The organism is Pseudomonas sp. HD57-3, from assembly GCF_056113135.1.
Genome location: NZ_CM148568.1, coordinates 313,913 through 339,517, shown reverse-complemented (window position 1 = coordinate 339,517; position 25,605 = coordinate 313,913). Strand labels below are relative to the sequence as shown.

The 25,605-nt window shown below is 61.4% G+C and carries 27 protein-coding genes; 19 read left to right on the top strand and 8 right to left on the bottom strand.

The window, feature by feature from the left end; translation table 11 throughout:
* Window positions 1–25: 25 nt before the first annotated feature.
* Window positions 26–250: a DUF1161 domain-containing protein gene (locus AC0R79_RS01560; protein WP_474732905.1), complete on the top strand. Its 225-nt coding sequence runs from the start codon at window positions 26–28 to the stop codon at window positions 248–250.
* A gap of 61 nt (window positions 251–311) precedes the next feature.
* Here AC0R79_RS01560 and AC0R79_RS01555 read toward each other — a convergent pair whose 3' ends face one another.
* Window positions 312–1,313: an LLM class flavin-dependent oxidoreductase gene (locus AC0R79_RS01555; protein WP_065260633.1), complete on the bottom strand. Its 1,002-nt coding sequence runs from the start codon at window positions 1,311–1,313 to the stop codon at window positions 312–314.
* A 243-nt stretch (window positions 1,314–1,556) separates the two neighbouring features.
* Between AC0R79_RS01555 and AC0R79_RS01550 the strand changes: the two genes are divergently transcribed.
* Complete coding sequence (locus AC0R79_RS01550; protein WP_007953923.1) at window positions 1,557–1,988, top strand: OsmC family protein; 432 nt, start codon at window positions 1,557–1,559, stop codon at window positions 1,986–1,988.
* Between the two features lie 102 nt (window positions 1,989–2,090).
* Window positions 2,091–2,330 (top strand): DUF1161 domain-containing protein, encoded by a 240-nt coding sequence (locus tag AC0R79_RS01545; RefSeq protein ID WP_127796522.1) that lies wholly within the window; start codon window positions 2,091–2,093, stop codon window positions 2,328–2,330.
* Between the two features lie 6 nt (window positions 2,331–2,336).
* Here AC0R79_RS01545 and AC0R79_RS01540 read toward each other — a convergent pair whose 3' ends face one another.
* Together AC0R79_RS01540 and AC0R79_RS01535 are read right to left on the bottom strand one after the other, a co-directional pair.
* Window positions 2,337–2,756, bottom strand: coding sequence for a PA0061/PA0062 family lipoprotein (locus tag AC0R79_RS01540; RefSeq protein ID WP_007953944.1), 420 nt, complete (start codon window positions 2,754–2,756; stop codon window positions 2,337–2,339).
* Window positions 2,757–2,796: 40 nt separating this feature from the next.
* The gene (locus AC0R79_RS01535) at window positions 2,797–3,219 is read right to left on the bottom strand and encodes a PA0061/PA0062 family lipoprotein (RefSeq protein WP_127796521.1); all 423 of its coding nucleotides are present in this window, start codon (window positions 3,217–3,219) and stop codon (window positions 2,797–2,799) included.
* A 58-nt stretch (window positions 3,220–3,277) separates the two neighbouring features.
* Here AC0R79_RS01535 and AC0R79_RS01530 point away from each other — a divergent pair, with 58 nt between their 5' ends.
* Window positions 3,278–4,363 (top strand): aminopeptidase, encoded by a 1,086-nt coding sequence (locus AC0R79_RS01530; protein ID WP_474732902.1) that lies wholly within the window; start codon window positions 3,278–3,280, stop codon window positions 4,361–4,363.
* 3 nt (window positions 4,364–4,366) lie between these two features.
* Here the strand turns inward: AC0R79_RS01530 and AC0R79_RS01525 are convergent, their stop codons facing one another.
* Window positions 4,367–5,017, bottom strand: a complete 651-nt coding sequence (locus tag AC0R79_RS01525; protein ID WP_127796519.1) for an HAD family hydrolase — start codon at window positions 5,015–5,017, stop codon at window positions 4,367–4,369.
* A gap of 28 nt (window positions 5,018–5,045) precedes the next feature.
* Entirely contained in the window at window positions 5,046–5,591 is a 546-nt protein-coding gene (locus AC0R79_RS01520; protein WP_064379538.1) for a gamma carbonic anhydrase family protein, read from the bottom strand.
* A 62-nt stretch (window positions 5,592–5,653) separates the two neighbouring features.
* Between AC0R79_RS01520 and prlC the strand changes: the two genes are divergently transcribed.
* The 3 genes from prlC to AC0R79_RS01505 all read left to right on the top strand — a co-directional run bounded on the left by prlC (window position 5,654) and on the right by AC0R79_RS01505 (window position 10,174).
* Window positions 5,654–7,732, top strand: a complete 2,079-nt coding sequence (gene prlC, locus AC0R79_RS01515; RefSeq protein WP_170929373.1) for an oligopeptidase A — start codon at window positions 5,654–5,656, stop codon at window positions 7,730–7,732.
* Window positions 7,729–8,019 carry a YheV family putative zinc ribbon protein gene (locus AC0R79_RS01510; RefSeq protein WP_007953955.1) on the top strand — a complete coding sequence of 97 codons (291 nt, stop codon included), beginning with the start codon at window positions 7,729–7,731 and terminating at the stop codon, window positions 8,017–8,019. Before prlC ends, AC0R79_RS01510 begins: the two co-directional genes overlap by 4 nt.
* 112 nt (window positions 8,020–8,131) lie before the next feature.
* Entirely contained in the window at window positions 8,132–10,174 is a 2,043-nt protein-coding gene (locus tag AC0R79_RS01505; RefSeq protein ID WP_474732899.1) for a M3 family metallopeptidase, read from the top strand.
* Here AC0R79_RS01505 and AC0R79_RS01500 read toward each other — a convergent pair.
* Window positions 10,161–10,805 carry a phosphatase domain-containing protein gene (locus AC0R79_RS01500; RefSeq protein WP_474732897.1) on the bottom strand — a complete coding sequence of 215 codons (645 nt, stop codon included), beginning with the start codon at window positions 10,803–10,805 and terminating at the stop codon, window positions 10,161–10,163. The genes AC0R79_RS01505 and AC0R79_RS01500 overlap by 14 nt on opposite strands.
* Window positions 10,806–11,102: 297 nt before the next feature.
* Between AC0R79_RS01500 and AC0R79_RS01495 the strand changes: the two genes are divergently transcribed.
* From AC0R79_RS01495 to AC0R79_RS01470, 6 genes are all read left to right on the top strand, one after another.
* Window positions 11,103–11,849 carry a gluconate 2-dehydrogenase subunit 3 family protein gene (locus tag AC0R79_RS01495; RefSeq protein ID WP_127796515.1) on the top strand — a complete coding sequence of 249 codons (747 nt, stop codon included), beginning with the start codon at window positions 11,103–11,105 and terminating at the stop codon, window positions 11,847–11,849.
* 2 nt (window positions 11,850–11,851) lie between these two features.
* Window positions 11,852–13,636: a GMC family oxidoreductase gene (locus tag AC0R79_RS01490; RefSeq protein WP_007953975.1), complete on the top strand. Its 1,785-nt coding sequence runs from the start codon at window positions 11,852–11,854 to the stop codon at window positions 13,634–13,636.
* Between the two features lie 12 nt (window positions 13,637–13,648).
* Window positions 13,649–14,950 (top strand): c-type cytochrome, encoded by a 1,302-nt coding sequence (locus tag AC0R79_RS01485; RefSeq protein WP_474732895.1) that lies wholly within the window; start codon window positions 13,649–13,651, stop codon window positions 14,948–14,950.
* 74 nt (window positions 14,951–15,024) lie between these two features.
* Window positions 15,025–16,083, top strand: coding sequence for a PA0069 family radical SAM protein (locus AC0R79_RS01480; protein ID WP_375744723.1), 1,059 nt, complete (start codon window positions 15,025–15,027; stop codon window positions 16,081–16,083).
* Window positions 16,084–16,321: 238 nt separating this feature from the next.
* On the top strand, window positions 16,322–17,053 hold the full coding sequence (locus AC0R79_RS01475; RefSeq protein ID WP_127796512.1) for a carbonic anhydrase: 732 nt from the start codon (window positions 16,322–16,324) through the stop codon (window positions 17,051–17,053).
* Window positions 17,054–17,143: 90 nt separating this feature from the next.
* Window positions 17,144–18,670, top strand: coding sequence for a SulP family inorganic anion transporter (locus AC0R79_RS01470; RefSeq protein ID WP_085606418.1), 1,527 nt, complete (start codon window positions 17,144–17,146; stop codon window positions 18,668–18,670).
* A gap of 51 nt (window positions 18,671–18,721) precedes the next feature.
* Here AC0R79_RS01470 and AC0R79_RS01465 read toward each other — a convergent pair whose 3' ends face one another.
* Window positions 18,722–19,354, bottom strand: a complete 633-nt coding sequence (locus AC0R79_RS01465) for a hypothetical protein (RefSeq protein WP_129973324.1) — start codon at window positions 19,352–19,354, stop codon at window positions 18,722–18,724.
* A 369-nt stretch (window positions 19,355–19,723) separates the two neighbouring features.
* Here AC0R79_RS01465 and coxB point away from each other — a divergent pair, with 369 nt between their 5' ends.
* The 4 genes from coxB (at window position 19,724) to AC0R79_RS01445 (ending at window position 24,018) form a co-directional block, all read left to right on the top strand.
* Window positions 19,724–20,851 carry a cytochrome c oxidase subunit II gene (gene coxB / locus AC0R79_RS01460; RefSeq protein WP_085606416.1) on the top strand — a complete coding sequence of 376 codons (1,128 nt, stop codon included), beginning with the start codon at window positions 19,724–19,726 and terminating at the stop codon, window positions 20,849–20,851.
* Between the two features lie 82 nt (window positions 20,852–20,933).
* Window positions 20,934–22,526, top strand: a complete 1,593-nt coding sequence (gene ctaD / locus AC0R79_RS01455) for a cytochrome c oxidase subunit I (RefSeq protein ID WP_007953983.1) — start codon at window positions 20,934–20,936, stop codon at window positions 22,524–22,526.
* A 27-nt stretch (window positions 22,527–22,553) separates the two neighbouring features.
* Window positions 22,554–23,105, top strand: a complete 552-nt coding sequence (locus tag AC0R79_RS01450) for a cytochrome c oxidase assembly protein (RefSeq protein ID WP_011331799.1) — start codon at window positions 22,554–22,556, stop codon at window positions 23,103–23,105.
* Between the two features lie 25 nt (window positions 23,106–23,130).
* Complete coding sequence (locus tag AC0R79_RS01445; RefSeq protein WP_007953985.1) at window positions 23,131–24,018, top strand: cytochrome c oxidase subunit 3; 888 nt, start codon at window positions 23,131–23,133, stop codon at window positions 24,016–24,018.
* Window positions 24,019–24,027: 9 nt separating this feature from the next.
* Here the strand turns inward: AC0R79_RS01445 and AC0R79_RS01440 are convergent, their stop codons facing one another.
* Window positions 24,028–24,231 carry a twin transmembrane helix small protein gene (locus AC0R79_RS01440; RefSeq protein ID WP_064379555.1) on the bottom strand — a complete coding sequence of 68 codons (204 nt, stop codon included), beginning with the start codon at window positions 24,229–24,231 and terminating at the stop codon, window positions 24,028–24,030.
* A 72-nt stretch (window positions 24,232–24,303) separates the two neighbouring features.
* Here AC0R79_RS01440 and AC0R79_RS01435 point away from each other — a divergent pair, with 72 nt between their 5' ends.
* Together AC0R79_RS01435 and AC0R79_RS01430 are read left to right on the top strand one after the other, a co-directional pair.
* Complete coding sequence (locus tag AC0R79_RS01435; RefSeq protein WP_474732890.1) at window positions 24,304–25,044, top strand: SURF1 family protein; 741 nt, start codon at window positions 24,304–24,306, stop codon at window positions 25,042–25,044.
* Window positions 25,010–25,603 carry a hypothetical protein gene (locus AC0R79_RS01430; protein WP_007953988.1) on the top strand — a complete coding sequence of 198 codons (594 nt, stop codon included), beginning with the start codon at window positions 25,010–25,012 and terminating at the stop codon, window positions 25,601–25,603. The genes AC0R79_RS01435 and AC0R79_RS01430 overlap by 35 nt, the downstream gene beginning before the upstream one ends.
* Window positions 25,604–25,605 lie beyond the last annotated feature (2 nt).

The window sequence follows — 25,605 nt, the reverse complement described above, 5'->3', positions numbered from 1 at the left end:
TTAATCCGACCAGGGAGTGCGACCGATGAAGAAGTTCATGTTGGCGGTAGGTTTGTTGAGCCTTGCGGGTGGTGCGTTTGCTGCCGGCAAGCCCTGTGAAGAACTGAAGGCTGAAATTGCGGCCAAGCTGGATGCTAAGAACGTTTCCGGGTATTCGCTGGAGATTGTCGACAAGGGTACAGCCAGTGCCGGCAAAGTCGTCGGCACCTGTGAAGGCGGCGCCAAAGAGATCGTCTACACCCGCGGCTGATCACGCCAGAAAAACAAAAGCCGACGCAATGCGTCGGCTTTTTTGTGCGCGGCGATCGGGCTCAGCCCTTCATGACCTGCGCCAGCAGCTCGTAGGAATGCAGGCGATCGGCGTGTTCATACAGGTCGCAGGTGAAGATCAGTTCGTCAGCCTGGGTCTGTTCGATCAGCACTTCGAGTTTCGCGCGGATTTTCTGCGGACTCCCGACCATCGCCAGACCGAGGAAATCCCCCACCGCCTCACGCTCGTGTGGCAGCCACAGTCCGTCCATGGTTTTCACCGGCGGACGCTGCACCAGACTTTGCCCACGCATCAACGCGAGAATTCGCTGGTACACCGAGGTCGCCAGGTAATCAGCCTGCTCATCGGTGTCAGCGGCCACCAGCGGCACGCCAAGCATTACGTACGGTTTATCAAGCACCGCCGATGGCTTGAAGTGATTGCGGTAGACGCGGATCGCCTCATGCATGAAGCGCGGTGCGAAATGCGAGGCGAAGGCGTAGGGCAAACCGCGCTCGCCGGCCAATTGCGCACTGAACAAACTGGAGCCGAGCAGCCAGATCGGCACATTGGTGCCGGTGCCCGGCATCGCGATCACCCGCTGATCCGGGGTGCGCGGGCCGAGGAAGCGCACCAGCTCTGCCACGTCCTCGGGGAAGTCATCGGCACTGCCGGAGCGCTCACGGCGCAGGGCACGTGCGGTCATCTGATCAGAACCCGGCGCACGGCCCAGACCGAGGTCGATCCGCCCCGGGTACAGGCTTTCGAGGGTGCCGAACTGCTCGGCGATCACCAGCGGCGCGTGGTTGGGCAGCATCACGCCACCAGAACCGACCCGGATAGTCGACGTGCCGCCGGCCAGGTAGCCCAGCAACACCGAGGTGGCGGAACTGGCGATGCCATCCATGTTGTGGTGCTCGGCGACCCAGAACCGCGTGTAGCCAAACTTCTCGACATGCTGCGCCAGATCCAGCGAATTGCGCAGCGACTGCGCCGGGCTGCCGTTCTCGCGCACCGGCACCAGATCGAGGGTGGAAAATTTTACGTCGGACAGTTGCTTCATAAACCTGCATCTCCGATTGAGGGCGCAGGTGTGTTCTTGGCGAACGCAAACCTGCCCAATTCATAAGCGTGTTCTGTGCAATAAGGGCATATACCCGAGTTTCAATAGCCGATCCGAAATTTCCTACTAAAAAAGTCAACGATTCACTTGGGCTGAACTTTGTTCCGGCGTCTATCCTCAGAAGCCTTGCAGGTAAAAACCACGACGGCGCGGCGTTTCGCGCCCGAATTGAAGGAGGCACACATGGCTATCGTGAAGAAGGCATCCGCGCATTGGGAAGGTGACCTGAAAACCGGCATCGGCTCGATTTCCACCGAAACCGGCGTCCTGCGTGAAGCGCCCTACGGCTTCAAGGCACGCTTTGAGGGCGGCAAGGGCACCAATCCGGAAGAACTGATCGGCGCCGCCCATGCGGGCTGTTTCTCCATGGCGTTCTCGATGATTCTCGGCGACGCCGGGCTCAAGGCCGACAGCATCGACACCCAGGCCGAGGTCACGCTGGATCAGGTGGATGGCGGCTTCGCGATCACCGCGGTAAAACTGATCCTCAAGGCAAAAATTCCGGGAGCGACCCAGGCGCAGTTCGAAGAGCTGAGCAACAAGGCCAAGGAAGGTTGCCCGGTGTCCAAGGTGCTGAATGCGAAGATCAGTCTCGACGCGTCGCTGGTTGGCTGACGGATTGAGCCGGATCAGAACCCGCCAGGCAAAAATGTGGTCGAATAAATGACAGCAGCTTTCGCGCATCTTCGTGCGCGCTGCTTCGATGGAGCTTCAACCATGAAACGTTTTGCCTTGGCGGTTATCTGTGGCGTGCTGGCAACGTCGGCCTTCGCAGCGCCCAAAGACTGCGAAGAACTCAAGCAAGAGATCGAAATCAAGATTCAGGCGAAAGCCGTGCCCTCCTACACCCTGGAGATAGTCTCGAAGGAAGAGGCTAAAAAACACGACATCGCCATGATCGTCGGCACCTGTGACAACGGCACAAAAAAGATCATTTATCAGAAGAACGACCGCTGATACGCCTCAGATGATGCAGTTGACTTCGCGGTCCTCGGCGACGATTTCCCGCTTGTCGTTGTACAGGCGGGCACTCGGGGTAAACGCCAGCGAACGGCCTTCGAGCAAGTAACGCTGGCCCGCCTCGAAATGATCGTAGCGGATGGTCAGATAGCACAACCGCTCAACGGGGCCGGTCATCAGGCTGCCACCTCCGCCGAACACTTCAAAGTCGAAGCGCACCCGCAGTTCGTGGCTGCCGGGCGTGACCTGAAAGAAGCGCCCGTCAGTCAGCCGCCTGTTGTCGAGACGCTCGGCCATCAGCAGTTTCCCACCGGGGGTTGGCGTGGAGAATTCGACCCAGGCCATGTTCGGGTCGACGGGGGGCAACGGTGTCTGGCAACCGGCGAGTACGCCTGCGGCCAGCAACAGCATCAACGTGCGCATGATGGATGTCCGTGAGTTCGGACATCCAGCATAACGCCGATCAGGTTCGCTGGCAGCCCGCCGGCGTGCCTTGGCCCACCACGTTGCGTTGTTGGTCATAGAGCTTGGCCCACGGACGGAAACCGATGCTTCCCGCCTGCAACTGATAACGCTGGCCGGCGTTGAAATCCTTGAATTTCACGTTCAACTGACAATCGCGCCACAGCGGCTCAGCATCCGGGCCGATGTTGGTCGCCTCGACCGGGAATTGATAACGCACCGTCAGCTCATGACTGCCGGGCTGCACTTCGAAGTAACGATGATCGACGGCAGCCTTTTTGTCGACTTCCAGCGCCTGCAACGCCGTGTCCTGTTGCCGTGCATCCAGATCGATCCAGGCTTGCGAGGGGTCAGGGGTCGGCATTCCGAATCCGGCACAACCGGCCAGCGTCAGCACGCTTCCTGTCAGTATCAACATGCGCATAGCGGAGCTCCAATGGGCGGGATAGTCTTGGGCAGACTTTCCGGGGGGATTTCTTATTTTGATCAGGCCGCTTCCAAGCCATGGGTTACTTGATCGCGTTTTGCGGATTTTGTTTCCGGGTGTGATGATTTTGTTGCTCAACGGTTGCTCAAGCCTGAGCTATTACAGCCAGCTGGCCAGCGGTCAGCTGCAGCTTTTGCGGGCGCGGGAGCCGGTGGCCAAGGTGATCGCCGACCCGGCTCGCGATGCCAAACTGCGCACTCATCTCGCCCAGTCACAAAAAGCCCGGGCTTTCGCCAGCGAACACCTGCATCTGCCGGACAACCAAAGCTATCGCCTCTATGCCGACATCGGTCGGCCGTTTGTCGTGTGGAATGTGTTCGCCACTCCGGAGTTTTCCCTGAGCCCACAGAACCATTGCTTCCCGATTGCCGGTTGCGTGGCCTATCGCGGCTATTACAGCCAGAGCGCGGCGCGGGGTGAAGCCGCGATTCAACGCCTGCAAGGCATGGACGTGTCGATCGGCGGCGTCGAGGCCTACTCCACCCTGGGCTGGTTCAACGACCCGATCCTCAATTCGATGATGGGCTGGGGCGACGAGCGTCTGGCGACGCTGATCTTCCATGAGCTGGCCCACCAGCGTTTCTATGTGAAGGACGACACCGAGTTCAACGAGTCTTTCGCCACCTTCGTCGAGCAGGAGGGTACGCGGCAGTGGCGAGCGTTTCGTGGCTTGCCCCCGGAAAACGACTCGAAGCTGAAGCAGCGGGATCAGTTCATTCAGCTGATCCTCGATACCCGTTCACGCCTCGAAAAACTCTATGCACGACCACTCGCAACGGCGCAGATGCGCGAGCGCAAGGCGGCGGAGTTCGAACGGTTTCGACAGGATTATCGAGCGATGCGCGATGGCCAGTGGTCCGGCGACAAACGCTATGACGCCTGGGTCAATGCGCCGTTGAACAACGCACGGCTGTTGCCGTTCGGGCTGTATGACCAGTGGGTGCCGGCGTTTGCGGCGTTGTTCGGGCAGGTGAAGGGAGATTGGCCGCAGTTTTATGCGCGGGTCGAACATCTGGGCGGATTACCGGCGGACAAGCGCAAGACAGCGCTGCGTGAGCTGGCTGCCCTTCGCCCGGATTGATGATCAGCGCTGCAAAAACGCCTGATGCAACTCCGCCAGCGTCTCGAAGTGATACGCCGGCGCTTCGGCGCTCAGCTCTTCATGGCTGCCAAAACCGTAACCCACGGCCGCCGCATCCAGACCGTTGCTGCGAGCACCGATCAGGTCGTGCTTGCGGTCACCGATCATCAGCGTATTGGCCGGATCCAGCCCTTCCTCGGCCACCAGGTGGGCAATCAGCTCGACCTTGTTGGTGCGGGTGCCATCCAGTTCGCTGCCGTAGATCACCTTGAAGTGTCTGGCGAAATCAAAGTGCCGGGCGATTTCCCGGGCGAACACCCAAGGCTTCGACGTCGCGATATACAGCTGACGGCCCTGGCCGCTCAGGGTTTCCAGCAACGGTGTGACGCCGTCGAACACCCGGTTCTCGTACAGGCCGGTGACCTTGAAGCGCTCGCGGTAGAAATTCACCGCCTCCCACGCCTTGGCTTCATCAAAACCATAAAACTGCATGAACGCCTGCAACAGCGGCGGGCCGATGAAGTGTTCCAGTTTGGTCAGGTCCGGCTCGTCGATGCCGAGTTTGCTCAAGGCGAACTGGATGGAGCGGGTGATGCCCTCACGCGGATCGGTGAGAGTGCCGTCGAGGTCGAATAGAACGGTCTGGTAATGCATGAAAAATCCCGGGCAATAGAGAGAAAAATCAGAGCTGGTCGTAGCCTTCAGCCAGATGCAGGTCCTTGAGCTTCACGTAGTTCGCCGCGCTGTAGGTGAAAAAGGCGTTTTCCTTGTCGGTCAGCGGACGAACCTGTTTCACCGGGCTGCCCACGTACAGAAAACCGCTTTCCAGACGCTTGCCCGGTGGCACCAGGCTGCCGGCGCCGATGATCACGTCGTCCTCGACCACCGCGCCGTCCATGACGATGCTGCCCATGCCGATCAACACGCGGCTGCCGACCGTGCAGCCATGCAGCATGACCTTGTGGGCGATGGTCACGTCATCGCCGATCAGCAGCGGGAAGCCATCGGGATTGAACGGCCCGGCGTGGGTGATGTGCAACACGCAGCCGTCCTGCACGCTGGTGCGCGCGCCGATGCGGATGCGGTGCATGTCGCCACGGATCACGGTCAGCGGCCACACGGAGCTGTCTTCACCGATTTCGACGTCGCCGATCACCACCGCGGAGCCGTCGACAAAAGCGCCTTGGCTCAAACGTGGGGTGTGATTCTGGTACTTGCGAAGGGACACGATTAGTTCTCTCTCTGTCGCCGATAGCTGCGGTGGGTGTCGATTGTAATTAAGATGGGCGCATGTTTCTTCCAGCCAAGGTGCCAACCGTGAGCGTGAACAACCCTCTTCTGCAGTCCTACGACCTGCCGCCGTTCTCCGCGATCCGTGCCGAACACGTGCAGCCGGCCATCGAAACCATCCTGGCCGACAACCGCGCCGCCATTGCCGAAATCCTCAAGACCCAGGGCCAGAACCCGACCTGGGCCGGGCTGGTGCTGGCGATGGACGAACTCAATGATCGCCTGGGCGCAGCCTGGAGCCCGGTCAGCCACCTCAATGCCGTGTGCAACAGCGCCGAACTGCGTGAAGCCTACGAGTCGTGCCTGCCGGCATTGAGCGCCTATTCCACCGAAATGGGCCAGAACCGCGAACTGTTCCAGGCCTATGAAGCTTTGGCCAACAGCCCGGAAGCCGCCGGTTTCGACGTGGCTCAGAAAACCATTCTGGAGCATGCCCTGCGCGATTTCCGTCTGTCGGGCATCGACCTGCCGGAAGCCGAACAGAAGCGCTACGCCGAAGTGCAGAGCAAGCTGTCCGAGCTGGGCAGCCGCTTCTCCAACCAGTTGCTCGACGCCACCCAGGCCTGGACCAAGCACCTGACCGACGAAGCCGCCCTCGCCGGCCTGACCGATTCGGCCAAGGCGCAAATGGCCGCTGCCGCACAGGCCAAAGGCCTCGACGGCTGGCTGATCACCCTGGAATTCCCGAGCTACTACGCGGTAATGACCTACGCCCAGGACCGTGCGCTGCGTGAAGAAGTCTACGCCGCCTACTGCACCCGTGCGTCGGATCAAGGCCCGAACGCCGGCCAGAACGACAACGGCCCGGTGATGGGCGAAATCCTCGACCTGCGTCAGGAGCTGGCCAAACTGCTCGGTTTCTCCAGCTTCTCCGAGCTGAGCCTGGCCACCAAAATGGCCGAGTCCAGCGATCAGGTGCTGAGCTTCCTGCGCGATCTGGCCAAACGCAGCAAACCGTTTGCCGCCCAGGATCTGCAACAGCTCAAGGCTTACGCCGCCGAGCAGGGCTGCGCCGATCTGCAAAGCTGGGACAGCGGTTTCTACGGTGAAAAACTCCGTGAACAACGCTACAGCGTCGCCCAGGAAACCCTGCGCGCCTACTTCCCGATCGACAAGGTGCTGGGCGGCCTGTTCGCCATCGTTCAGCGCCTGTACGGCATCGAAATCGCCGAACTGAAAGGCTTCGACACCTGGCACCCGGATGTACGCCTGTTCGAGATCAAGGAAAACGGCCAGCACGTCGGGCGCTTCTTCTTCGACCTCTACGCCCGTGCCAACAAGCGCGGCGGCGCCTGGATGGACGGCGCCCGCGACCGTCGCCGCACCCTCGACGGCGTACTGCAAAGCCCGGTGGCCAACCTGGTGTGCAACTTCACCCCGGCCGACAGCGGCAAGCCTGCGCTGCTGACCCACGATGAAGTGACCACCCTGTTCCACGAATTCGGCCACGGCCTGCATCACCTGCTGACCCGCGTCGAGCATGCCGGCGTGTCCGGTATCAACGGCGTGGCGTGGGACGCGGTCGAGCTGCCGAGCCAGTTCATGGAAAACTGGTGCTGGGAGCCGGAAGGCCTCGCGCTGATTTCCGGCCACTACGAAACCGGCGAGCCGCTGCCGCAGGATCTGCTGGAAAAAATGCTCGCAGCGAAGAACTTCCAGTCCGGCCTGATGATGGTGCGTCAACTGGAGTTCTCGCTGTTCGACTTCGAACTGCACGCCACCCACGGTGACGGCCGCAGCGTTGCGCAGGTGCTCGAAGGCGTGCGCAACGAAGTCTCGGTAATGCGTCCTCCGGCCTACAACCGCTTCCCTAACAGCTTCGCGCACATCTTCGCCGGCGGTTACGCGGCGGGTTACTACAGCTACAAGTGGGCGGAAGTGTTGTCGGCGGATGCCTTCTCGAAGTTCGAAGAAGACGGCGTGCTGAATGCCGACACCGGTCGCGCCTTCCGCGAGGCAATCCTGGCCCGTGGCGGCTCGCAGGAACCGATGGTGCTGTTCGTCGACTTCCGTGGCCGTGAGCCGTCGATTGACGCACTCTTGCGCCACAGCGGCCTGAGTGAGGACGCGGCAGCATGAGTGAGGCACCCGTGAAGACCAAAAAACGCTTTATCGCCGGGGCGGTCTGCCCGGCGTGCAGCGAGCCGGACAAACTGATGATGTGGAGCGAGGACGATGTCCCGCACCGCGAATGCGTGGCGTGCGGCTACAGCGATACGCTGAATGCCCAAGGGCTTTCGGTACCGAAAGAACTGGGCACGAGGGTCAACACCAGCGCGCTCAAGCCGGCACCGGACAAAACGGTTCAGGCGGTGCAATTCTTCCCGAATCCGAAGCTGAAGAAAAAGCCCGACGAGCAGCACTGATCCAGAACCACCTTCCCCGATTCGTCGGTGGAAGGTGGTATTGGCTTAACACCTGTCCCCCGCACTTGCTTCGTAGGCTGGCCCTTTGTGCCACGCCTCGAAGGAAGCTGCCATGCCCGACACCAATCCCCTCCTGCAACACTGGACGCTGCCACCGTGGCCAGCGATTCGAGCCGAGCACCTGCTGCCGGCCGTCAACGGCATCATTGCCGACAACCAGCGAGTCATCGCCCAAGTGATCGCCAGTCAGACCGAACATCCCGGCTGGGATGATCTGGTGCTGAGCATCGACGAGGCCGACGCGCGCCTCGGTGAACTCCGCTCGATTCTCGAAACGTTGTCGATGGTCAGATCCGACGATGCCACCTGGCTCGTGGAAAGCGCCAAGGCGCATCTGGCGATCAATCAGTATCGCTCCGAAAAAGCCCGAAATCGCCCGTTGTACGAGGCTTACCAGCGTTTGGCGCAGAGTTCGATCGCCGGCAGTTTCGATGAGTCGCGCAACATTGCACTGTCGCGGATTCTGCGCCGATTCAAGCAGTCGGGCATCGAGCTTCCTGCTGAACAGCAACAGGAACTGGCGCGGTTGAACCGCGAGATCGGCGGGCTGGAGTACGTGTTTCTCGACAACCTCGAGCGCTGGACCGAGGCGTGGAGCAAACGTGTAGACGATATTGCGCTGCTTGCGGGCCTGTCGTCGGCGATGACGAATCGGCTGGCACTCGCCGCACGCGAGGCCGGCCATGACGGCTGGCTGATCCGGCTGGACCAGAACACCTGCCAGCACATCCTCAAGTACGCCGAGAACCGCGCCTTGCGAGAGGAATGCTACGTTGCCTACATGACCCGCGCCTCCGATCGGGGCCCACTGGCCGGCCGCTTCGATAACGGCCCGGTGCTGAAGAAGCTGCTCGCCCTGCGCCAGCAGAAAGCCCGTTTGCTCGGCCATGAAAACGCCGCGCAACTGAGTCTGGCCAAAAACAGCACCCGGACGACGGAATGGGTCAGTGGCTTTCTCAAGCGTCAGGCGGCGCAGCTGACACCCACCCTCGCGCAGGATGCAGAACAACTGGCGGCCTTCGCGCAGCAACGCGGAATCGACCGGGTCCAGCCGTGGGACGAAGATTTCCTCGCCGAACAATGGCGCCAGCAGCAGTTTCCCGGTGCGCTGGAAAACCTGCGGGATTACTTCCCGCTCGAAGGCACCCTGCGCAGGCTCTTTCTGTTCTGCGAACGGATGTTCGGGATCCGCATCGTCGAGCGGTCCGGTGGCGGCCACTGGCATGACGATGTGCGCCTGCTGGAAATCAGCGAGCATGAACAGGTCATCGGCTACATCTACCTCGATCCGTTTCACCGCGACAACGCGGTGGACTTCCCCGGCACCTCCACGCTGCGCAATCGCCGGATCAACGCCGAAGGCCGCCCGGCGCTGCCGATTGCCCTGCTCTACAGCAATTTCACACCGGCCACCGATACCCATCCGTGCCGGCTCGAAATCGACGATCTGCGGGTGCTGTTTCATGAGTTTGGCCATTGCCTCCAGCACGTGCTGACGCGCTCGCCCCATCACAGCCTGTCCGGCATTCTGCAACTCGGGCATGAAGCGGCGGAGTTTTCCGGACAATTGTTCGAGCAGTGGTGTTTGTCGCAGGAGTTTGTGCTGTGGCTCGGCGCGCATTTTCAAACCGGCGAGCGCTTGAGCCCCGCACGGGTCGACGCGGTACTGTCAACTGCTCAGGCCCACTCCAGCCGCCAGCAGGCCCTGTTACTGATGGGGGCGATGATCGACTTCGAACTGCACCTGACCCACGGCGATGGGCGCTCGGTCGAGGAGGTTTGCACCGATGCGCAGCGCAGTCTGGCTCCTCTGCAACTGCCGGACGATCACCGGTTCGCCAATGGTTTCGATTACATGGTGACCCAGTACGACGCCTCGGTTTACGCCTACGTCTGGTCGGGCGTGCTGGCTGAGGAAGCGTTCAAGCGCTTCAGCCGGGACTGGGTGTTCAACGCGCAAACCGGCCGTGAGTTTCGTGCAACGTTCTTTGCGCCGGGTGCGGGGCGTCCATTGCTGGACGCGGTGGAAGCGTTCATCGGCCGGCCGGTCGCCGGCCTCGTTGACGGAGAGGCCGGACGAGTTACTTCAGATTGACCGTCTGAAACCAGCTCTTCATCGAGCACGTGGCAAACGCGCTGGTGCTGCAATCGCCATTGGCCAGCGCGGTACGCAATTTATCGACATCGGCCTGCATCACGTAGCGCACGCTGTCCCGGAAGTGCCCACTCTCACCAAAGCCGCCCTGGGTCATTTCGTTCAGGGCGTCTTCCTTGCTCCAGCCCTGCACGACGATTCGGTACATAGCCGCCATCAGGCCGGTGCGATCGGAGCCGTGCTTGCAGTGCATCAACACCGGGCCATCGGCTTCGGCGGACTGGATGGCACGCAGGGTCTTGAGCACATCACTGTCGTCCACATGATTGGTGCGATAGGGCAATTGCACCTGATGGATACCGGGGGCTTTCAGCCAGCTGGAATCCGCTTCCGGCAGGAAGTTGATGACCGTGGCCACCTTCAGGTTGTTCAGCAACGGCACCGCGCCGTCATCCGGGAGCGCGCTGCGATACAGCGTGGGCGACATCTGGAAGAGGTTGTATTGCACTTCTACCGGTTGCGCCCACTCGACGGGACGGGAAGCCGGAGTTTCCGCGGCCTGAGCGGGAATCCAGCTGAACAGCGCAAACAGCGACAAACAGAATGCGGAGGAAAAACGCGTCAGGAACATGCTTTACGGCGACCGTGTGGGTTTCGTCAGTGAAGGCCGCAGCTTGCGAGCCTCGCAGTCAAATCCCTGTGAGGCGCTTGTAAAAGAATCGTGAAGACACCGGTTCCCTTGGTCGAAAAGCGGTCTTTTTTTGGCTGAATCGGTTCATCTGGTTGCTTAGCCTGCTACCATTTGTCACATCATGTTGCAGACGCGTCCCCCTTCTCCCGGTCATTCCGGCCACGTCGCAGCCAGAAAATTCTTGAGCCGTTCGCAGAAACGGCTGACAACCATCAATGCCTGATGAGGTGCATCCCCATGTCTGATGAAGATCGAGACAACCCGCGGCGTGAGTTTTTGCGCAAATCCCTGACCCTTATTCCGGTCGTCACCCTCGCCGGCAGCGGTCTCGGCAGCACGGTGCTGCAAGCAGCGCCCGAAAGCGCGCCTGCTACCGCCCCGGCAAAATCGGCCGCGGTTGAAGCCAGCCCTTATCAGCCGAGCTACTTCACTGCCGAAGAGTGGGCGTTCATCAATGCCGCCGTCGCGCAATTGATCCCCAACGATTCGCAAGGTCCAGGTGCACTCGAAGCTGGCGTGCCGGAATACATCGACCGTCAGATGAACACCCCGTACGCCGCCGGTGCGCTTTGGTACATGCAGGGCCCGTTCAATGCCGACGCCGCGCCGGAGATGGGCTGGCAGAGCAAACTGGTGCCAAAAGAGATCTATCGCCTCGGCATCGCCGCCACGGATCAGTGGGCAAAATCCATCAACGGTAAAACATTTGCCGAGCAAGACAGCGCTACCCGAGACGATCTGCTCAAGCAGCTTGAAGCCGGAAAACCGCAATTCGACGCGGTTCCGTCGAAGATTTTCTTCAGTCTGCTGCTGCAAAACACCAAGGAAGGGTTCTTCTGCGACCCGATCCACGGCGGCAACAAAGGCATGGTCGGCTGGACCATGATCGGCTTCCCCGGCGCCCGCGCCGATTTCATGGATTGGGTGGAACGCAACGAGCAGTACCCCTTCCCGGCAGTTTCGATTCGCGGCGAGAGGGCGTGAGCATGGCAACGGTAATGAAGAAGGTCGACGCAGTGATCGTCGGTTTCGGCTGGACGGGCGCGATCATGGCCAAGGAGCTGACCGAAGCCGGGCTCAACGTGCTGGCGCTGGAACGCGGGCCGATGCAGGACACCTACCCGGACGGCAACTATCCCCAGGTGATCGACGAACTCACCTACAGCGTGCGGAAAAAACTCTTCCAGGACGTTTCCAAGGAAACCGTCACCATCCGCCACAGCGTCAACGACATCGCCCTGCCGAACCGTCAGTTGGGCGCGTTCCTGCCGGGCAATGGCGTGGGCGGCGCCGGGCTGCACTGGTCGGGTGTGCACTTTCGGGTCGACCCGATCGAGTTGCGCATGCGCAGCCACTACGAAGAGCGCTACGGCAAGAGTTTCATCCCCAAGGACATGACCATCCAGGACTTCGGCGTCAGCTATGAAGAGCTGGAGCCGTTCTTCGATTTCGCCGAAAAAGTCTTCGGCACCTCCGGTCAGGCCTGGACCGTGAAAGGCCAACTGGTCGGTCAGGGCAAGGGCGGCAACCCATACGCCCCGGATCGCTCGAACCCGTTCCCGCTGGAAGCGCAGAAGAACACGGTTTCCGCACAGCTGTTCGGCAAAGCGGCTACGGAGGTTGGCTACAAACCCTACAACCTGCCTTCCGCGAATACTTCAGGGCCGTACACCAACCCTTACGGCGCGCAGATGGGCCCGTGCAATTTCTGCGGTTTCTGCAGTGGTTACGTTTGCTACATGTATTCCAAGGCGTCGCCGAACGTGAACATTCTGCCGGCGCTGAAGCCGCTGCCGAATTTCGAACTGCGGCCTAACGCTCATGTGCTGCGGGTCAACCTCGACAGCACGAAAACCAAGGCCACCGGCGTCACCTACATCGACGGTCAGGGTCGCGAGATCGAGCAACCGGCGGATCTGGTGATCCTCGGCGCGTTCCAGTTGCACAACGTGCGCCTGATGCTGCTCTCCGGCATCGGCAAACCGTACGACCCGGTCAGTGGTGAAGGCGTGGTCGGGCGTAACTTCGCCTACCAGAACATGGCCACGATCAAGGCGTTCTTCGACAAGGACACTCACACCAACAACTTCATCGGCGCCGGCGGCAACGGTGTGGCGGTGGATGACTTCAACGCCGACAACTTCGATCACGGGCCGCATGGCTTCGTCGGTGGCTCGCCGATGTGGGTCAACCAGGCCGGCAGCCGACCGATCGCCGGCACCTCCAACCCGCCGGGCACTCCGGCCTGGGGCAGTGCGTGGAAACGCGCGACCGCCGATTACTACACCCACCAGGTGTCGATGGATGCCCACGGCGCGCATCAGTCCTACCGTGGCAACTACCTCGATCTGGACCCGGTGTACCGCGATGCCTACGGCATGCCGCTGCTGCGGATGACGTTCGACTGGCAGGAAAACGACATCAAGATGAACCGCTTCATGGTCGAGAAAATGGGCAAGATCGCCGAGGCCATGGGCCCGAAAGCCATCGCCGTGATCGGCAAGAAAGTCGGCGACCACTTCAACACCGCGTCGTACCAGACCACCCACCTCAACGGTGGCGCGATCATGGGCACCGATCCGAAGACCAGCGCGCTCAACCGCTACCTGCAGAGTTGGGACGTGCACAACGTATTCGTCCCGGGCGCCTCGGCATTCCCGCAAGGCCTGGGTTACAACCCGACCGGCCTGGTCGCTGCGCTGACCTACTGGTCGGCGAAAGCGATCCGCGAGCAGTACCTGAAAAACCCCGGCCCGCTGGTTCAGGCTTAAGGAGCGATGACCATGAAGACTCTCGTTATCGCGACCCTGGCGCTGCTCGGCAGCACTGCCGTTCATGGCGCCGAAATTGATCAATCCTTGATCAAACAAGGCGAATACCTCGCCCGCGCCGGCGACTGCGTAGCCTGCCACACGGCCAAGGACGGCAAGCCGTTCGCCGGTGGCCTGCCGATGGAAACCCCGATCGGCACGATCTACTCGACCAACATCACCCCGGATAAAACCGGCATCGGTGACTACAGTTTCGAGGACTTCGACCAGGCCGTGCGCCAGGGCGTGGCCAAAAACGGCAGTACCTTGTACCCGGCGATGCCGTACCCGTCCTACGCCCGCGTCAGCGAAACCGACATGCAGGCGCTTTACGCCTACTTCATGCACGGCGTGGAACCGGTGGCGCAGGAGAACAAGGCCAGCGACATCCCTTGGCCATTGAGCATGCGCTGGCCGCTGATGGGCTGGCGCTGGCTGTTCGCGCCGAAGGTCGAGGACTACAAACCGGCGTCGGACGATGCCGTCGTCAGCCGTGGGGCGTATCTGGTGGAAGGCCTCGGACATTGCGGCGCCTGCCATACGCCACGGGCCCTGACCATGCAGGAAAAATCCCTGAGCGCGGCCGAAGGCAGCAGTTTTCTGTCAGGCAGTGCGCCGCTGGAAGGCTGGATCGCCAAGAGCCTGCGCGGCGACCACAAGGACGGCCTCGGCAGCTGGACCGAGGAACAACTGGTGCAGTTCCTCAAGACCGGTCGCAGCGACCGCAGCGCGGTGTTCGGCGGCATGAGCGACGTGGTCACCCACAGCATGCAGTACATGACCGACGCCGACCTGACCGCGATTGCCCGTTACCTGAAATCGCTGCCGGCCAATGACCCTGCCGACCAGCCGCACCAGTACGACGAAAAAGCCGCCAAGGCGTTGTGGAACGGTGACGACAGTCAGCGCGGTGCGGCGGTGTACATCGACAACTGCGCGGCGTGCCACCGCACGGACGGCCACGGCTACACCCGGGTGTTCCCGGCGCTGGCAGGCAATCCGGTGCTGCAATCGGACGACCCGACTTCGCTTATTCACATCGTGCTCAAGGGCGGCACCCTGCCTGCGACGCACACGGCGCCGTCCACCTTCACCATGCCGGGTTTCGCCTGGCGTCTGTCGGATCAGGAAGTGGCGGATGTCGTGAGCTTTATTCGTGGTAGTTGGGGCAACAAGGGCGCGCCGGTCAAGGCCGCTGATGTGGCCGAGTTGCGCAAGGAAGGCATGACGCACACCTCGACCGATGACCTCGGCCAGGTGACACAACACAACTGACTGTTCGCCCAACGGCACTAGTCAGATCGACAGTGCCTCGATACTGTATATACACACAGTATCGAGGCGCTGCCATGTCCATCCCTCTTCCTCCGCGCGGTCGCGGCACCGCCACCAACCCGCACAACCGCTTCGCGCCGAGTCGTTCGGTGGCCGAAGATGACGGCTGGTTTCAGGAAGTGCCTTTGACCCAGGGCACCGAAGTCAGCTTCGAAACCGCGAAGACCATCATCACCCGCAACACCTCGCCGGACTTGCCCTTCGACCGCTCGATCAATCCCTATCGCGGCTGTGAGCATGGCTGCATTTATTGCTACGCACGGCCCAGCCACGCTTATTGGGACATGTCGCCGGGGCTGGATTTCGAAACCAAACTGATCGCCAAGACCAACGCCGCCCAGGTGCTGGAAGAACAGCTGGGGAAAAAAGGCTATCAATGCGCGCCGATCAACCTTGGCTCCAATACCGATCCCTATCAGCCGATCGAACGCGAACACCGGATCACCCGCCAGACCCTCGAAGTGCTGCTGCGCTACCGGCATCCGGTGACCATTGTCACCAAAGGCTCGCTGATCCTGCGCGATCTCGACCTGCTCACCGAACTGGCACAACAGCGGCTGGTGGCGGTGATGATCAGCCTCACCACCCTGGACGACGAGCTCAAACGCATCCTCGAACCCCGCGCCGCCGCGCCCAAGGCCCGGTTGCGGGCGATCCGGGTGATGCGCGAGGCGGGGATTCCGGTGGGTGTGCTGTGTTCGCCGATGATTCCGATGATCAACGACAGCGAGATCGAAAGCCTGCTGACCGAAGCCCACGCCGCCGGTGCCCAGAGCGCAGCCTACATGATGCTGCGCCTGCCGCTGGAAGTAGCGCCGCTGTTCGAGGAATGGCTTGAGGCGCACTACCCGCAGCGTGCGGCGCATGTGCTGAGCCTGATCCGCCAGAGCCGGGGCGGCGAGCTGTACGACAGCCGTTTCGGTGTCCGAATGCGCGGCGAGGGGCCATTTGCCGACCTGCTCGCCCAACGCTTCGCCAAAGCACTCAAACGCCTTGGGCTCAATCACCGTGAAGGCTTCAATCTCGATTGCACGGCCTTCTGTCCGCCGGGTCGCCAGATGGCGCTGATTTAGGGACAATTGGCCTATGGTTGAGAGGAAGGAATGCTTGGCCCGGTTTACGCCGGTCACGTTTTTTGTGACCTGGAACACACGTTCTAGAGCGCTTGATTCAGTTTGAGTTAAGTTTCGGCGGTTACCTTGTTCATCGAGTGACTGACGGGTCGGGATGACCCGGATGTTCTAAACAGCCACTGGCTTCACACCGGAATACACGGGAACGACTCCCCGAATCCGCCAATGAGGATGAATCATGAGTGACAAGGATAAACAGCCGTTGGCTGCGTCGGCGCAAGCCGCCCCTGTGGCGGAATCCGCCGATGCAGCGTTGAAGCATATCGTTGACGGCTTTTTGCATTTTCATCATGAGGTCTTTCCGCAGCAGGAAGAACTCTTCAAGAAACTCGCCACGGCCCAGTCGCCACGGGCGATGTTCATCACCTGCGCCGACTCGCGCATCGTGCCCGAACTGATCACCCAGAGTTCGCCCGGCGATCTGTTCGTGACCCGTAACGTCGGCAACGTGGTGCCACCCTATGGCCAGATGAACGGTGGCGTTTCCACCGCCATCGAATACGCGGTTCTGGCCCTTGGCGTGCAGCACATCATCATCTGCGGCCACTCCGATTGCGGCGCCATGCGTGCGGTGCTCAACCCGGACAGCCTGGAAAAAATGCCGACGGTCAAAGCCTGGCTGCGCCATGCCGAAGTCGCGAAAACCATGGTGCATGACAACTGCAACTGTACCGACGAAAAAGAAAGCATGCCGATCCTCACCGAGGAAAACGTCATCGCCCAACTGCAGCACTTGCGTACCCATCCTTCGGTAGCCTCGCGCATGGCGAACGGTCATCTGTTCATCCATGGCTGGGTCTACAACATCGAAACCAGCGAAATCAAAGCTTACGACGCGGATCAGGGTTGCTTCCTGCCGCTCGACGGCAGCCATCCGATCCCGGTGGCGACGCCCAAAGCGCGCTTCTAAATCCTCCTAAAAATCTGTGTGGTTTGACGCCGGCCGCTGTTTCAGCGGCCAGGCCTCGCCACGCCTGAAGAAAACTTCGGGAGTATCGCCATGCGTGCGGCTCAATTGAAAGCTGTGTTGCCACGGGAGCTGCTCGCTTCAGTGGTTGTGTTTCTGGTCGCCCTGCCGCTGTGCATGGGCATTGCCATTGCGTCAGGGCTGCCACCGGCCAAAGGCCTGATCACCGGGATCATCGGCGGTCTGGTGGTGGGCTGGCTGGCGGGTTCGCCGTTGCAGGTCAGCGGGCCGGCGGCGGGTCTGGCGGTGCTGGTGTTCGAGCTGGTGCGCCAGCACGGCATCGAAATGCTCGGGCCGATCCTGCTGCTCGCCGGTTTTCTGCAACTGGTGGCCGGACGGCTGAAGCTCGGTTGCTGGTTCCGGGTCACGGCGCCAGCGGTGGTGTACGGCATGCTGGCGGGGATTGGCGTGCTGATTGTGCTGTCGCAGGTACATGTGATGCTGGATGCCGCGCCGAAACCGTCTGGTCTGGACAACCTCACGGCATTCCCCGGCGCGGTGGCGCAGGCCTTGCCGTCCCTTGGCTGGCAGGCCGGGTTGCTCGGGCTTTCGACCATCGCCGTGATGTGGCTGTGGGAGAAATTCCGCCCGCATTCGCTGCGCTTCATTCCGGGCGCGCTGCTCGGGGTCGGGCTGGCAACCGGCGCCAGCCTGTTGTTGGCGCTGCAAGTGAAACGGGTTGAAGTGCCAGAGAATCTGGCCGAAGCCATCGACTGGCTGAAACCGGCGGATCTGCTCAGCCTGGCCGACCCGACGCTGCTGATCGCCGCGTTCGCTGTGGCCTTCATCGCCAGCGCCGAAACCCTGCTGTCCGCCGCCGCGGTGGATCGCATGCACAGCGGCCCACGTTCGGATTTCGACCGTGAGCTGTCGGCGCAAGGTGTCGGCAACATGCTTTGCGGTCTGGTGGGCGCGCTGCCGATGACCGGGGTGATCGTGCGCAGTTCGGCCAACGTCCAGGCTGGCGCCACCACGCGCTACTCGACGATTTTCCATGGCCTGTGGCTGCTGGCGTTCGTGCTGTTGCTGTCGAGCGTGTTGCAGAGCATTCCTGTGGCGAGTCTGGCGGGCGTGCTGGTCTACACCGGTTTCAAACTGGTCGACTTGAAAGCATTCCGTGGTCTGGGCCGCTATGGCCGGATGCCGATGTTCACCTACGCCGCCACGGCGCTGGCGATCATCTTCACCGACCTGTTGACCGGCGTGCTGATTGGTTTCGGCCTGACCCTGGTGAAACTGGCGTTCAAAGCCTCGCGCCTGAAAATCAGCCTGATCGATCTGCCGCAGGACGGGGAAATGGAGTTGCGTCTGGTGGGCGCGGCCACGTTCCTCAAAGTGCCGGCACTGACGCAGGTGCTGGGCAGCATTCCGCCGGGCACGACGGTGCATGTGCCGCTCAATAACCTGAGCTACATCGACCATTCGTGTCTGGAACTGCTCGAAGAGTGGGGCCGGGCGAATGCGGCCAAGGGGGCGAAACTGTTGATCGAGTCGCGCGGGTTGAAACGACGGCTCGAGGGGCGGATCCGCACCACCACCGGGATCGGTGCGGCGGGCTGAAAACATTTGGGGGAACAGAGCAATCTGTTCCCCCAATCGTTTGCGCCGAGATCAAGCCGCAGGCTGATCCAGCTCCAGGCCCACGCCCAGACGGCGACTCATGCACGGCCAGCGTTTCCACGCCGCACCGGTGTCCGGGCTGCTGAGTTTCTCGCGGTAGGCTTCCACCGACTCCAGCGCAAAGCTGTCGTCGTCGAGCATGCTGTCCACCGCGTGATGCACCACTTCGTCGAGTTGGTTGGCAAATTCCTCACCGATCAACTGGTGAGCAATCAGATTGGCGACCGTCATGTCCAAGGGGATCAGTGGCTGGCCGAAATGCTTGATGTACAGGTCGTTGACCTCTTCGACAAAACGGTGCGCCAGATAGGCTTCGTCCAGCAGACTGTCCAAGCCCACGGGCGGCTGGAGGAAGTACTGCTCGGCGATTTTCAGCACCGGTTTGATCTGCGACTCGATTCCCGCTTCCCTGGCGACTTCATTGGCTGCATCCAGCAGGTCTGGCACTTCGTCGATGTAGGCGGCGACAAAACGCGTCAGCACGCCGTTGGCGTCGGTTTCCGGCAACTGGATGGCCGGGTGCAGGTGTTGCAGTTGGGCTTCCAGCTGACGGGTCAGCTTTCCGGTTTCAATCTCGTGTTGTCGGGCTATGTGGATCTGCTCGCGCAATGCGGCGGTGTTCATGAAAACTCCAGGAAACAAGGCAATGAAATAGGGAAGACATAACTTAGCTGGCTTACGAAAAATGCTAAGACGCATTTGTCATAATTATTTCATCCTTGATGCAACGGCGTTATATCGGTTTGCCACCACTCGTCTGCATCCTTCTCCATTCGTGCCCTGGAACGCAAGTGCCAGCTGTTTCATTCGATTTACGTCCGCACATTGCATTTTTCAGCCGCTGTCTATACTCGCCAGTGAATGGAGTTAGCTGATGACGCCCGACTGCACCCGCAGCAAGGCCCGGCGATTCAAGTTCGTAGTCTGATGCAGCCGATCCCTTGCCGCAGGCGAAAGCCGGCGGGATAACAAGAACGATAAGGGGAACCCGCAATGATGCGACATCCACACGTCTGGATGGGCCTCCTGTTGTGGTCGATTTTCAGCCCGGCGCACGCTGCCTGGACTGTGAATATGGCGCCTGGAGCGACTGAAATCAGTCACGCAGTATTCGACCTGCACATGACCATTTTCTGGATCTGTGTGGTGATCGGGATCATCGTCTTCGGCGCCATGTTCTGGTCGATGATGGTGCACCGCCGTTCTACCGGGCAGGTCGCCGCAAAATTCCACGAAAGCACCACCGTCGAAATTCTCTGGACCGTCGTCCCGCTGCTGATTCTGGTGGCGATGGCCGTTCCGGCGACCGCGACCCTGATCAAGATGTACGACACCAGTGAGCCGGATATCGATATCCAGATCACCGGGTATCAGTGGAAGTGGCACTACAAATACCTGGGCCAGGACGTCGAGTTCTTCAGCAACCTGGCCACGCCCGCCGAGCAGATCCACAACAAGGAAGCCAAGGGCGAGCATTACCTGCTCGAGGTCGACAAACCGCTGGTGCTGCCGACCGGCGCCAAGGTGCGCTTCCTCGTGACCTCCGCCGACGTGATCCACTCCTGGTGGGTGCCGGCCTTCGCGGTCAAGCGCGATGCGATTCCCGGGTTCGTCAACGAAGCCTGGACGCGCATCGACAAGCCCGGCCTCTACCGTGGCCAGTGCGCCGAACTGTGCGGCAAGGATCACGGCTTCATGCCGATCGTGGTCGACGTCAAGGAGAAGGCCGACTACGAAAAATGGCTCGCCGAGCGCAAGGCCGAAGCGTTGCAGCTCAAGGAGCTGACCAGCAAGGAATGGACCCTCGACGAACTCAAGGAGCGCGGCGACAAGATCTACCACACCACCTGCGTCGCCTGTCACCAGGCTGAAGGCCAGGGCCTGCCGCCGATGTTCCCGGCCCTCAAGGGCTCGAAAATCGCCACCGGCCCGAAAGACGCGCACCTGAGCATTGTCTTCCACGGCAAGCCCGGCACCGCCATGGCGGCGTTCGGCAAGCAGCTGTCGGAAGTCGATATCGCAGCGGTCGTGACCTACGAACGTAACGCCTGGGGCAACAACAAGGGCGACATGGTCACGCCAAAAGAAGTGCTGGAGCTGAAACAGGCGGAAAGCAAATGAGCCGGTCTATTGCGTACTTCGTGAACCGGTCGGGGCCTTGCGCCTCGGCTTGCCCAGTCCACTCACTTGAAGGAGACCGGCCATGAGCGCTGTCATCGATGACCACGGTCATGCCGACCACGACCACGCCCACGGCCCCGCCAAAGGCCTGATGCGCTGGGTGCTGACCACCAACCACAAGGACATCGGCACGCTGTACCTGTGGTTTGCGTTCTGCATGTTCCTGCTCGGCGGCTCGTTTGCCATGGTGATTCGCGCCGAGCTGTTCCAGCCCGGCCTGCAGATCGTCGAGCCTGCGTTCTTCAACCAGATGACCACCATGCACGGCCTGGTGATGGTGTTCGGCGCGGTGATGCCGGCGTTCGTCGGCCTCGCCAACTGGATGATCCCGTTGATGGTCGGCGCGCCGGACATGGCCCTGCCGCGGATGAACAACTTCAGCTTCTGGCTGCTGCCGGCGGCGTTCCTGCTGCTGGTCTCGACCCTGTTCACCCCCGGTGGCGGGCCGAACTTCGGCTGGACGTTCTACGCACCGCTGTCCACCACCTATGCGCCGGAAAGCGTGACGTTCTTCATCTTCGCCATCCACCTGATGGGGATCAGTTCGATCATGGGCGCGATCAACGTGATCGCCACCATCCTCAACCTGCGCGCCCCCGGCATGACCCTGATGAAAATGCCGCTGTTCGTCTGGACCTGGCTGATCACCGCGTTCCTGCTGATCGCGGTGATGCCGGTGCTGGCCGGGTGCGTGACGATGATGTTGATGGACATCCACTTCGGCACCAGCTTCTTCAGTGCCGCCGGTGGCGGTGACCCGGTGCTGTTCCAGCATGTGTTCTGGTTCTTCGGCCACCCCGAGGTGTACATCATGATCCTGCCGGCCTTCGGTGCCGTCAGCCAGATCATCCCGACCTTCTCGCGCAAACCGCTGTTCGGCTACACCTCGATGGTCTACGCCACGGCGAGCATCGCGTTCCTGTCGTTCATCGTCTGGGCGCACCACATGTTCGTGGTGGGCATCCCGCTGGTGGGCGAGTTGTTCTTCATGTACGCGACGATGCTGATCGCGGTGCCGACCGGGGTGAAGGTGTTCAACTGGGCCAGCACCATGTGGCAAGGCTCGATGACCTTCGAGACGCCGATGCTGTTTGCCGTGGCGTTCGTGATCCTGTTCTCGATCGGCGGTTTCTCCGGGCTGATGCTGGCCATCGCCCCGGCGGACTTCCAGTACCAGGACACCTACTTCGTGGTCGCGCACTTCCACTACGTGCTGGTGCCGGGGGCGATCTTCGGGATCTTCGCGTCGGCCTACTACTGGCTGCCGAAATGGACCGGCCACATGTACGACGAAACCCTGGGCAAGCTGCACTTCTGGCTGTCCTTCGTCGGCATGAACCTGACGTTCTTCCCGATGCACTTCGTGGGTCTGGCAGGCATGCCCCGGCGGATTCCGGACTACAACCTGCAGTTCGCCGACTTCAACATGGTCTCGTCGATTGGCGCGTTCATGTTCGGTGCCACGCAGATCTTCTTCCTGTTCATCGTGATCAAGACCATCCGTGGCGGCGAGCCGGCTCCGGCCAAACCGTGGGATGGCGCCGAAGGTCTGGAATGGAGCGTGCCGTCACCGGCGCCGTATCACACCTTCACCACGCCACCGGAAGTGAAATGAACCCTGTAGCCGTTGAGGGCCGCCACCATGGCTGACTCGATTTCGATGAAGAAGCTGGTCACCCGACTGCTCGGCGTGGTGGTGGCGATGTTCGTCTTCGGTTTTGCCCTGGTGCCGATCTACGACGTGATGTGCAAGGCGTTCGGCATCAACGGCAAGACCGCCGGGCAGTACGAGGGCGAGCAGACCGTCGATGCCTCGCGGCAGGTGCGGGTGCAGTTTCTGTCGACCAACACCGCCGACATGCCGTGGGATTTCTATCCCAAGCATGACGAACTGACGGCCAACCCCGGCGCGGTGAACGAGATGATCTTCATCGCGCGCAATCCCACCGACAAACCGATGAGCGCGCAAGCGGTGCCGAGCATCGCGCCGAGCAATGCGGCGGCGTATTTCCACAAGACCGAATGCTTTTGTTTTACCCAGCAGGTGCTGCAGCCCGGTCAGCAGATCGAGATGCCGGTGCGTTTCATCGTTGACCGCGACATGCCCAAGGACGTGAAGCACCTGACGCTGTCCTACACGCTGTTCGATATCACCGCCCGACATCCTCCGGTGGCTGCAAACACTGGCGGTTAAGCGTGCCCGATAAGGAGAACAATAAATGGCAACTCATGAGCACTATTACGTCCCGGCCCAGAGCAAGTGGCCGATCGTGGCCACGGTGGGGATGTTCGTCACCGTGTACGGTCTGGCGACCTGGTTCAACGATCTGAAGGCTGCGCGTCCGGAATCCCACGGCCCGCTGATCTTTTTCGTCGGCGGCCTGTTGCTGGCGTACATGCTGTTCGGCTGGTTCGGTACGGTGATCAAGGAAAGCCGCGCGGGGTTGTACAGCCCGCAGCTGGACCGCTCGTTCCGCTGGGGCATGAGCTGGTTCATCTTCTCCGAGGTGATGTTCTTCGTCGCCTTCTTCGGTGCGCTGTTCTACGTGCGGCACATTTCCGGCCCGGCGCTGGGTGGCGAAGGCACCAAAGGCATCGCCCACATGCTCTGGCCGAACTTCCAGTTCACCTGGCCGCTGTTGCACACGCCGGATCCGAAACTGTTCCCGCCGCCAAAGGAAGTCATCAGCCCCTGGGGCCTGCCGCTGATCAACACCATCCTGCTGGTGAGCTCCAGCGTGACCATCACCATCGCTCACCACGCGCTGAAGAAAGGTCATCGCGGCGCGCTGAAACTGTGGCTGGCGATCACCGTGCTGCTGGGCTGCGCGTTCCTCGGCTTCCAGGCTGAAGAATACATCCACGCCTACCACGAACTGGGGCTGACCCTCGGCTCGGGCATCTACGGCGCGACGTTCTTCATGCTCACCGGTTTCCACGGCGCCCACGTGACCATCGGCACGATCATTCTGTTCGTGATGCTGATGCGCATCATGAAGGGCCACTTCGACAACGAACATCAGTTCGGCTTTGAAGCGGCGAGCTGGTATTGGCACTTCGTCGATGTGGTGTGGATCGGCTTGTTCATCTTCGTTTACGTGCTCTGAGGAACAGAGCTACCAAGGCGCGTGCGACACCAGTTGGCCGCTGTAGAAACCCCAGGCGATCAGGCCGACGGTGCAAGCGGCCAATGCCACCCGAACACTCAAGGCGATCACCAGCCGATTCGAGCTGCTGTCGTCCTTGACCAGGAAAAACAGGCCGCTGAACAGGCTGACCACCGTGGCAATCAGCATCAGGACGATGGCTGCTTTGAGCATGGGAAGAACTCCGGGGGAACAAGCGATGCAGTTGAGTATAGCGATCGCACTCACTGATTTTCTGGCGCGGCCATGAAGCGCTTCCGGCCGGGCGTGGTGCCGACATTGGTGGTCGGCCTGCTGCTGCCGTTGCTGATTTCGCTGGGCTTCTGGCAACTGGGCCGGGGCGCTGAGAAAACCGCCCTGCTCGCCAGCTACGCCGAACGCCGCGCCGCCGAACCGATGGCCAGCACCGAGTTGCTGCACAGCGCCGATCCGGCCTTTCGCCGGGTGCATCTGCACGGCCAGTTCGACGCCGCCCACAGCCTGTTGCTGGACAACCGTCAGCGCAACGGCAAGGTTGGCGTCGAATTGCTGCAACCATTCCAGGATCAACGCAGCGGCCAGTGGCTGCTGGTCAATCGCGGCTGGCTGCCGTGGCCGGACCGGCGCACGGCACCGCAATTCAACACGCCGGCCGACGCCGTGAATGTCGATGCCTGGGTGTATGTCGCCCCCGGCGCCACCTTCCAGCTGCATGCCGATCCGGTCAGCAGCAGTTGGCCGCAAACCGTCACCGCCATCGAACCCGCGAAGTTGTGGAAAACCCTCGAACGCGATGGCTTCGCCTACGAATTACGCGCCGAACCCGGCCCGGCCAGCTATCAGGCCGACTGGCCGGTAGTCGCGATGGGCCCGGAAAAACACCTCGGTTACGCCGTGCAGTGGTTTGCCATGGCCACCGCCCTGCTCGGTCTTTACCTCTATCTCGGCTGGCACAACGCAAAGGAGAAACACCATGGGAGCGGCCATGAATCCACCCAGCATGTCTGAAGCAAAAGCCCCGGCCAGTCGCCGCCGCGGACGCATCCAGCTGCTGCTGATCGTGCTTGGCGTGGTCGGGCCGATGATCCTCGCCACCGGCATGTACAAGTTGCAGTTCTGGGTGCCGGAAGGTCGCAGCTATCACGGCGAACTGATCGGCAACGGCCAGACCCGCGCCGACCTCGGCATCCAGGCTGACGAAACGCGCTGGCAGATGCTGGTCACCGCGCCGAAGGATTGCGCGGTGGACTGCCAGCAACTGGTGTACCTGGCGCGGCAGATCCAGATCGGCCTGGGCCGCGAAGCCGGGCGCGCCAGTCACGCACTGGCCGCTGCGCAACCACTGGGCGCCGACTACGAAGCCAAGCTGACCCGCGAGTACCCGCAGCTGCAACGCTACCCGCTGGACGCAGCCACCTTCAGCAAGGCCACGGGCGACAAGGCCACGCCGCAACTGTGGATCATCGATCCCCACGGCAACCTCGTGCTGCGCTACGACCCAAGCGTGAAAGGCAAGGATCTGCTCAACGACCTGCGCCACCTGCTGAAACTGTCGAACATCGGATAAGG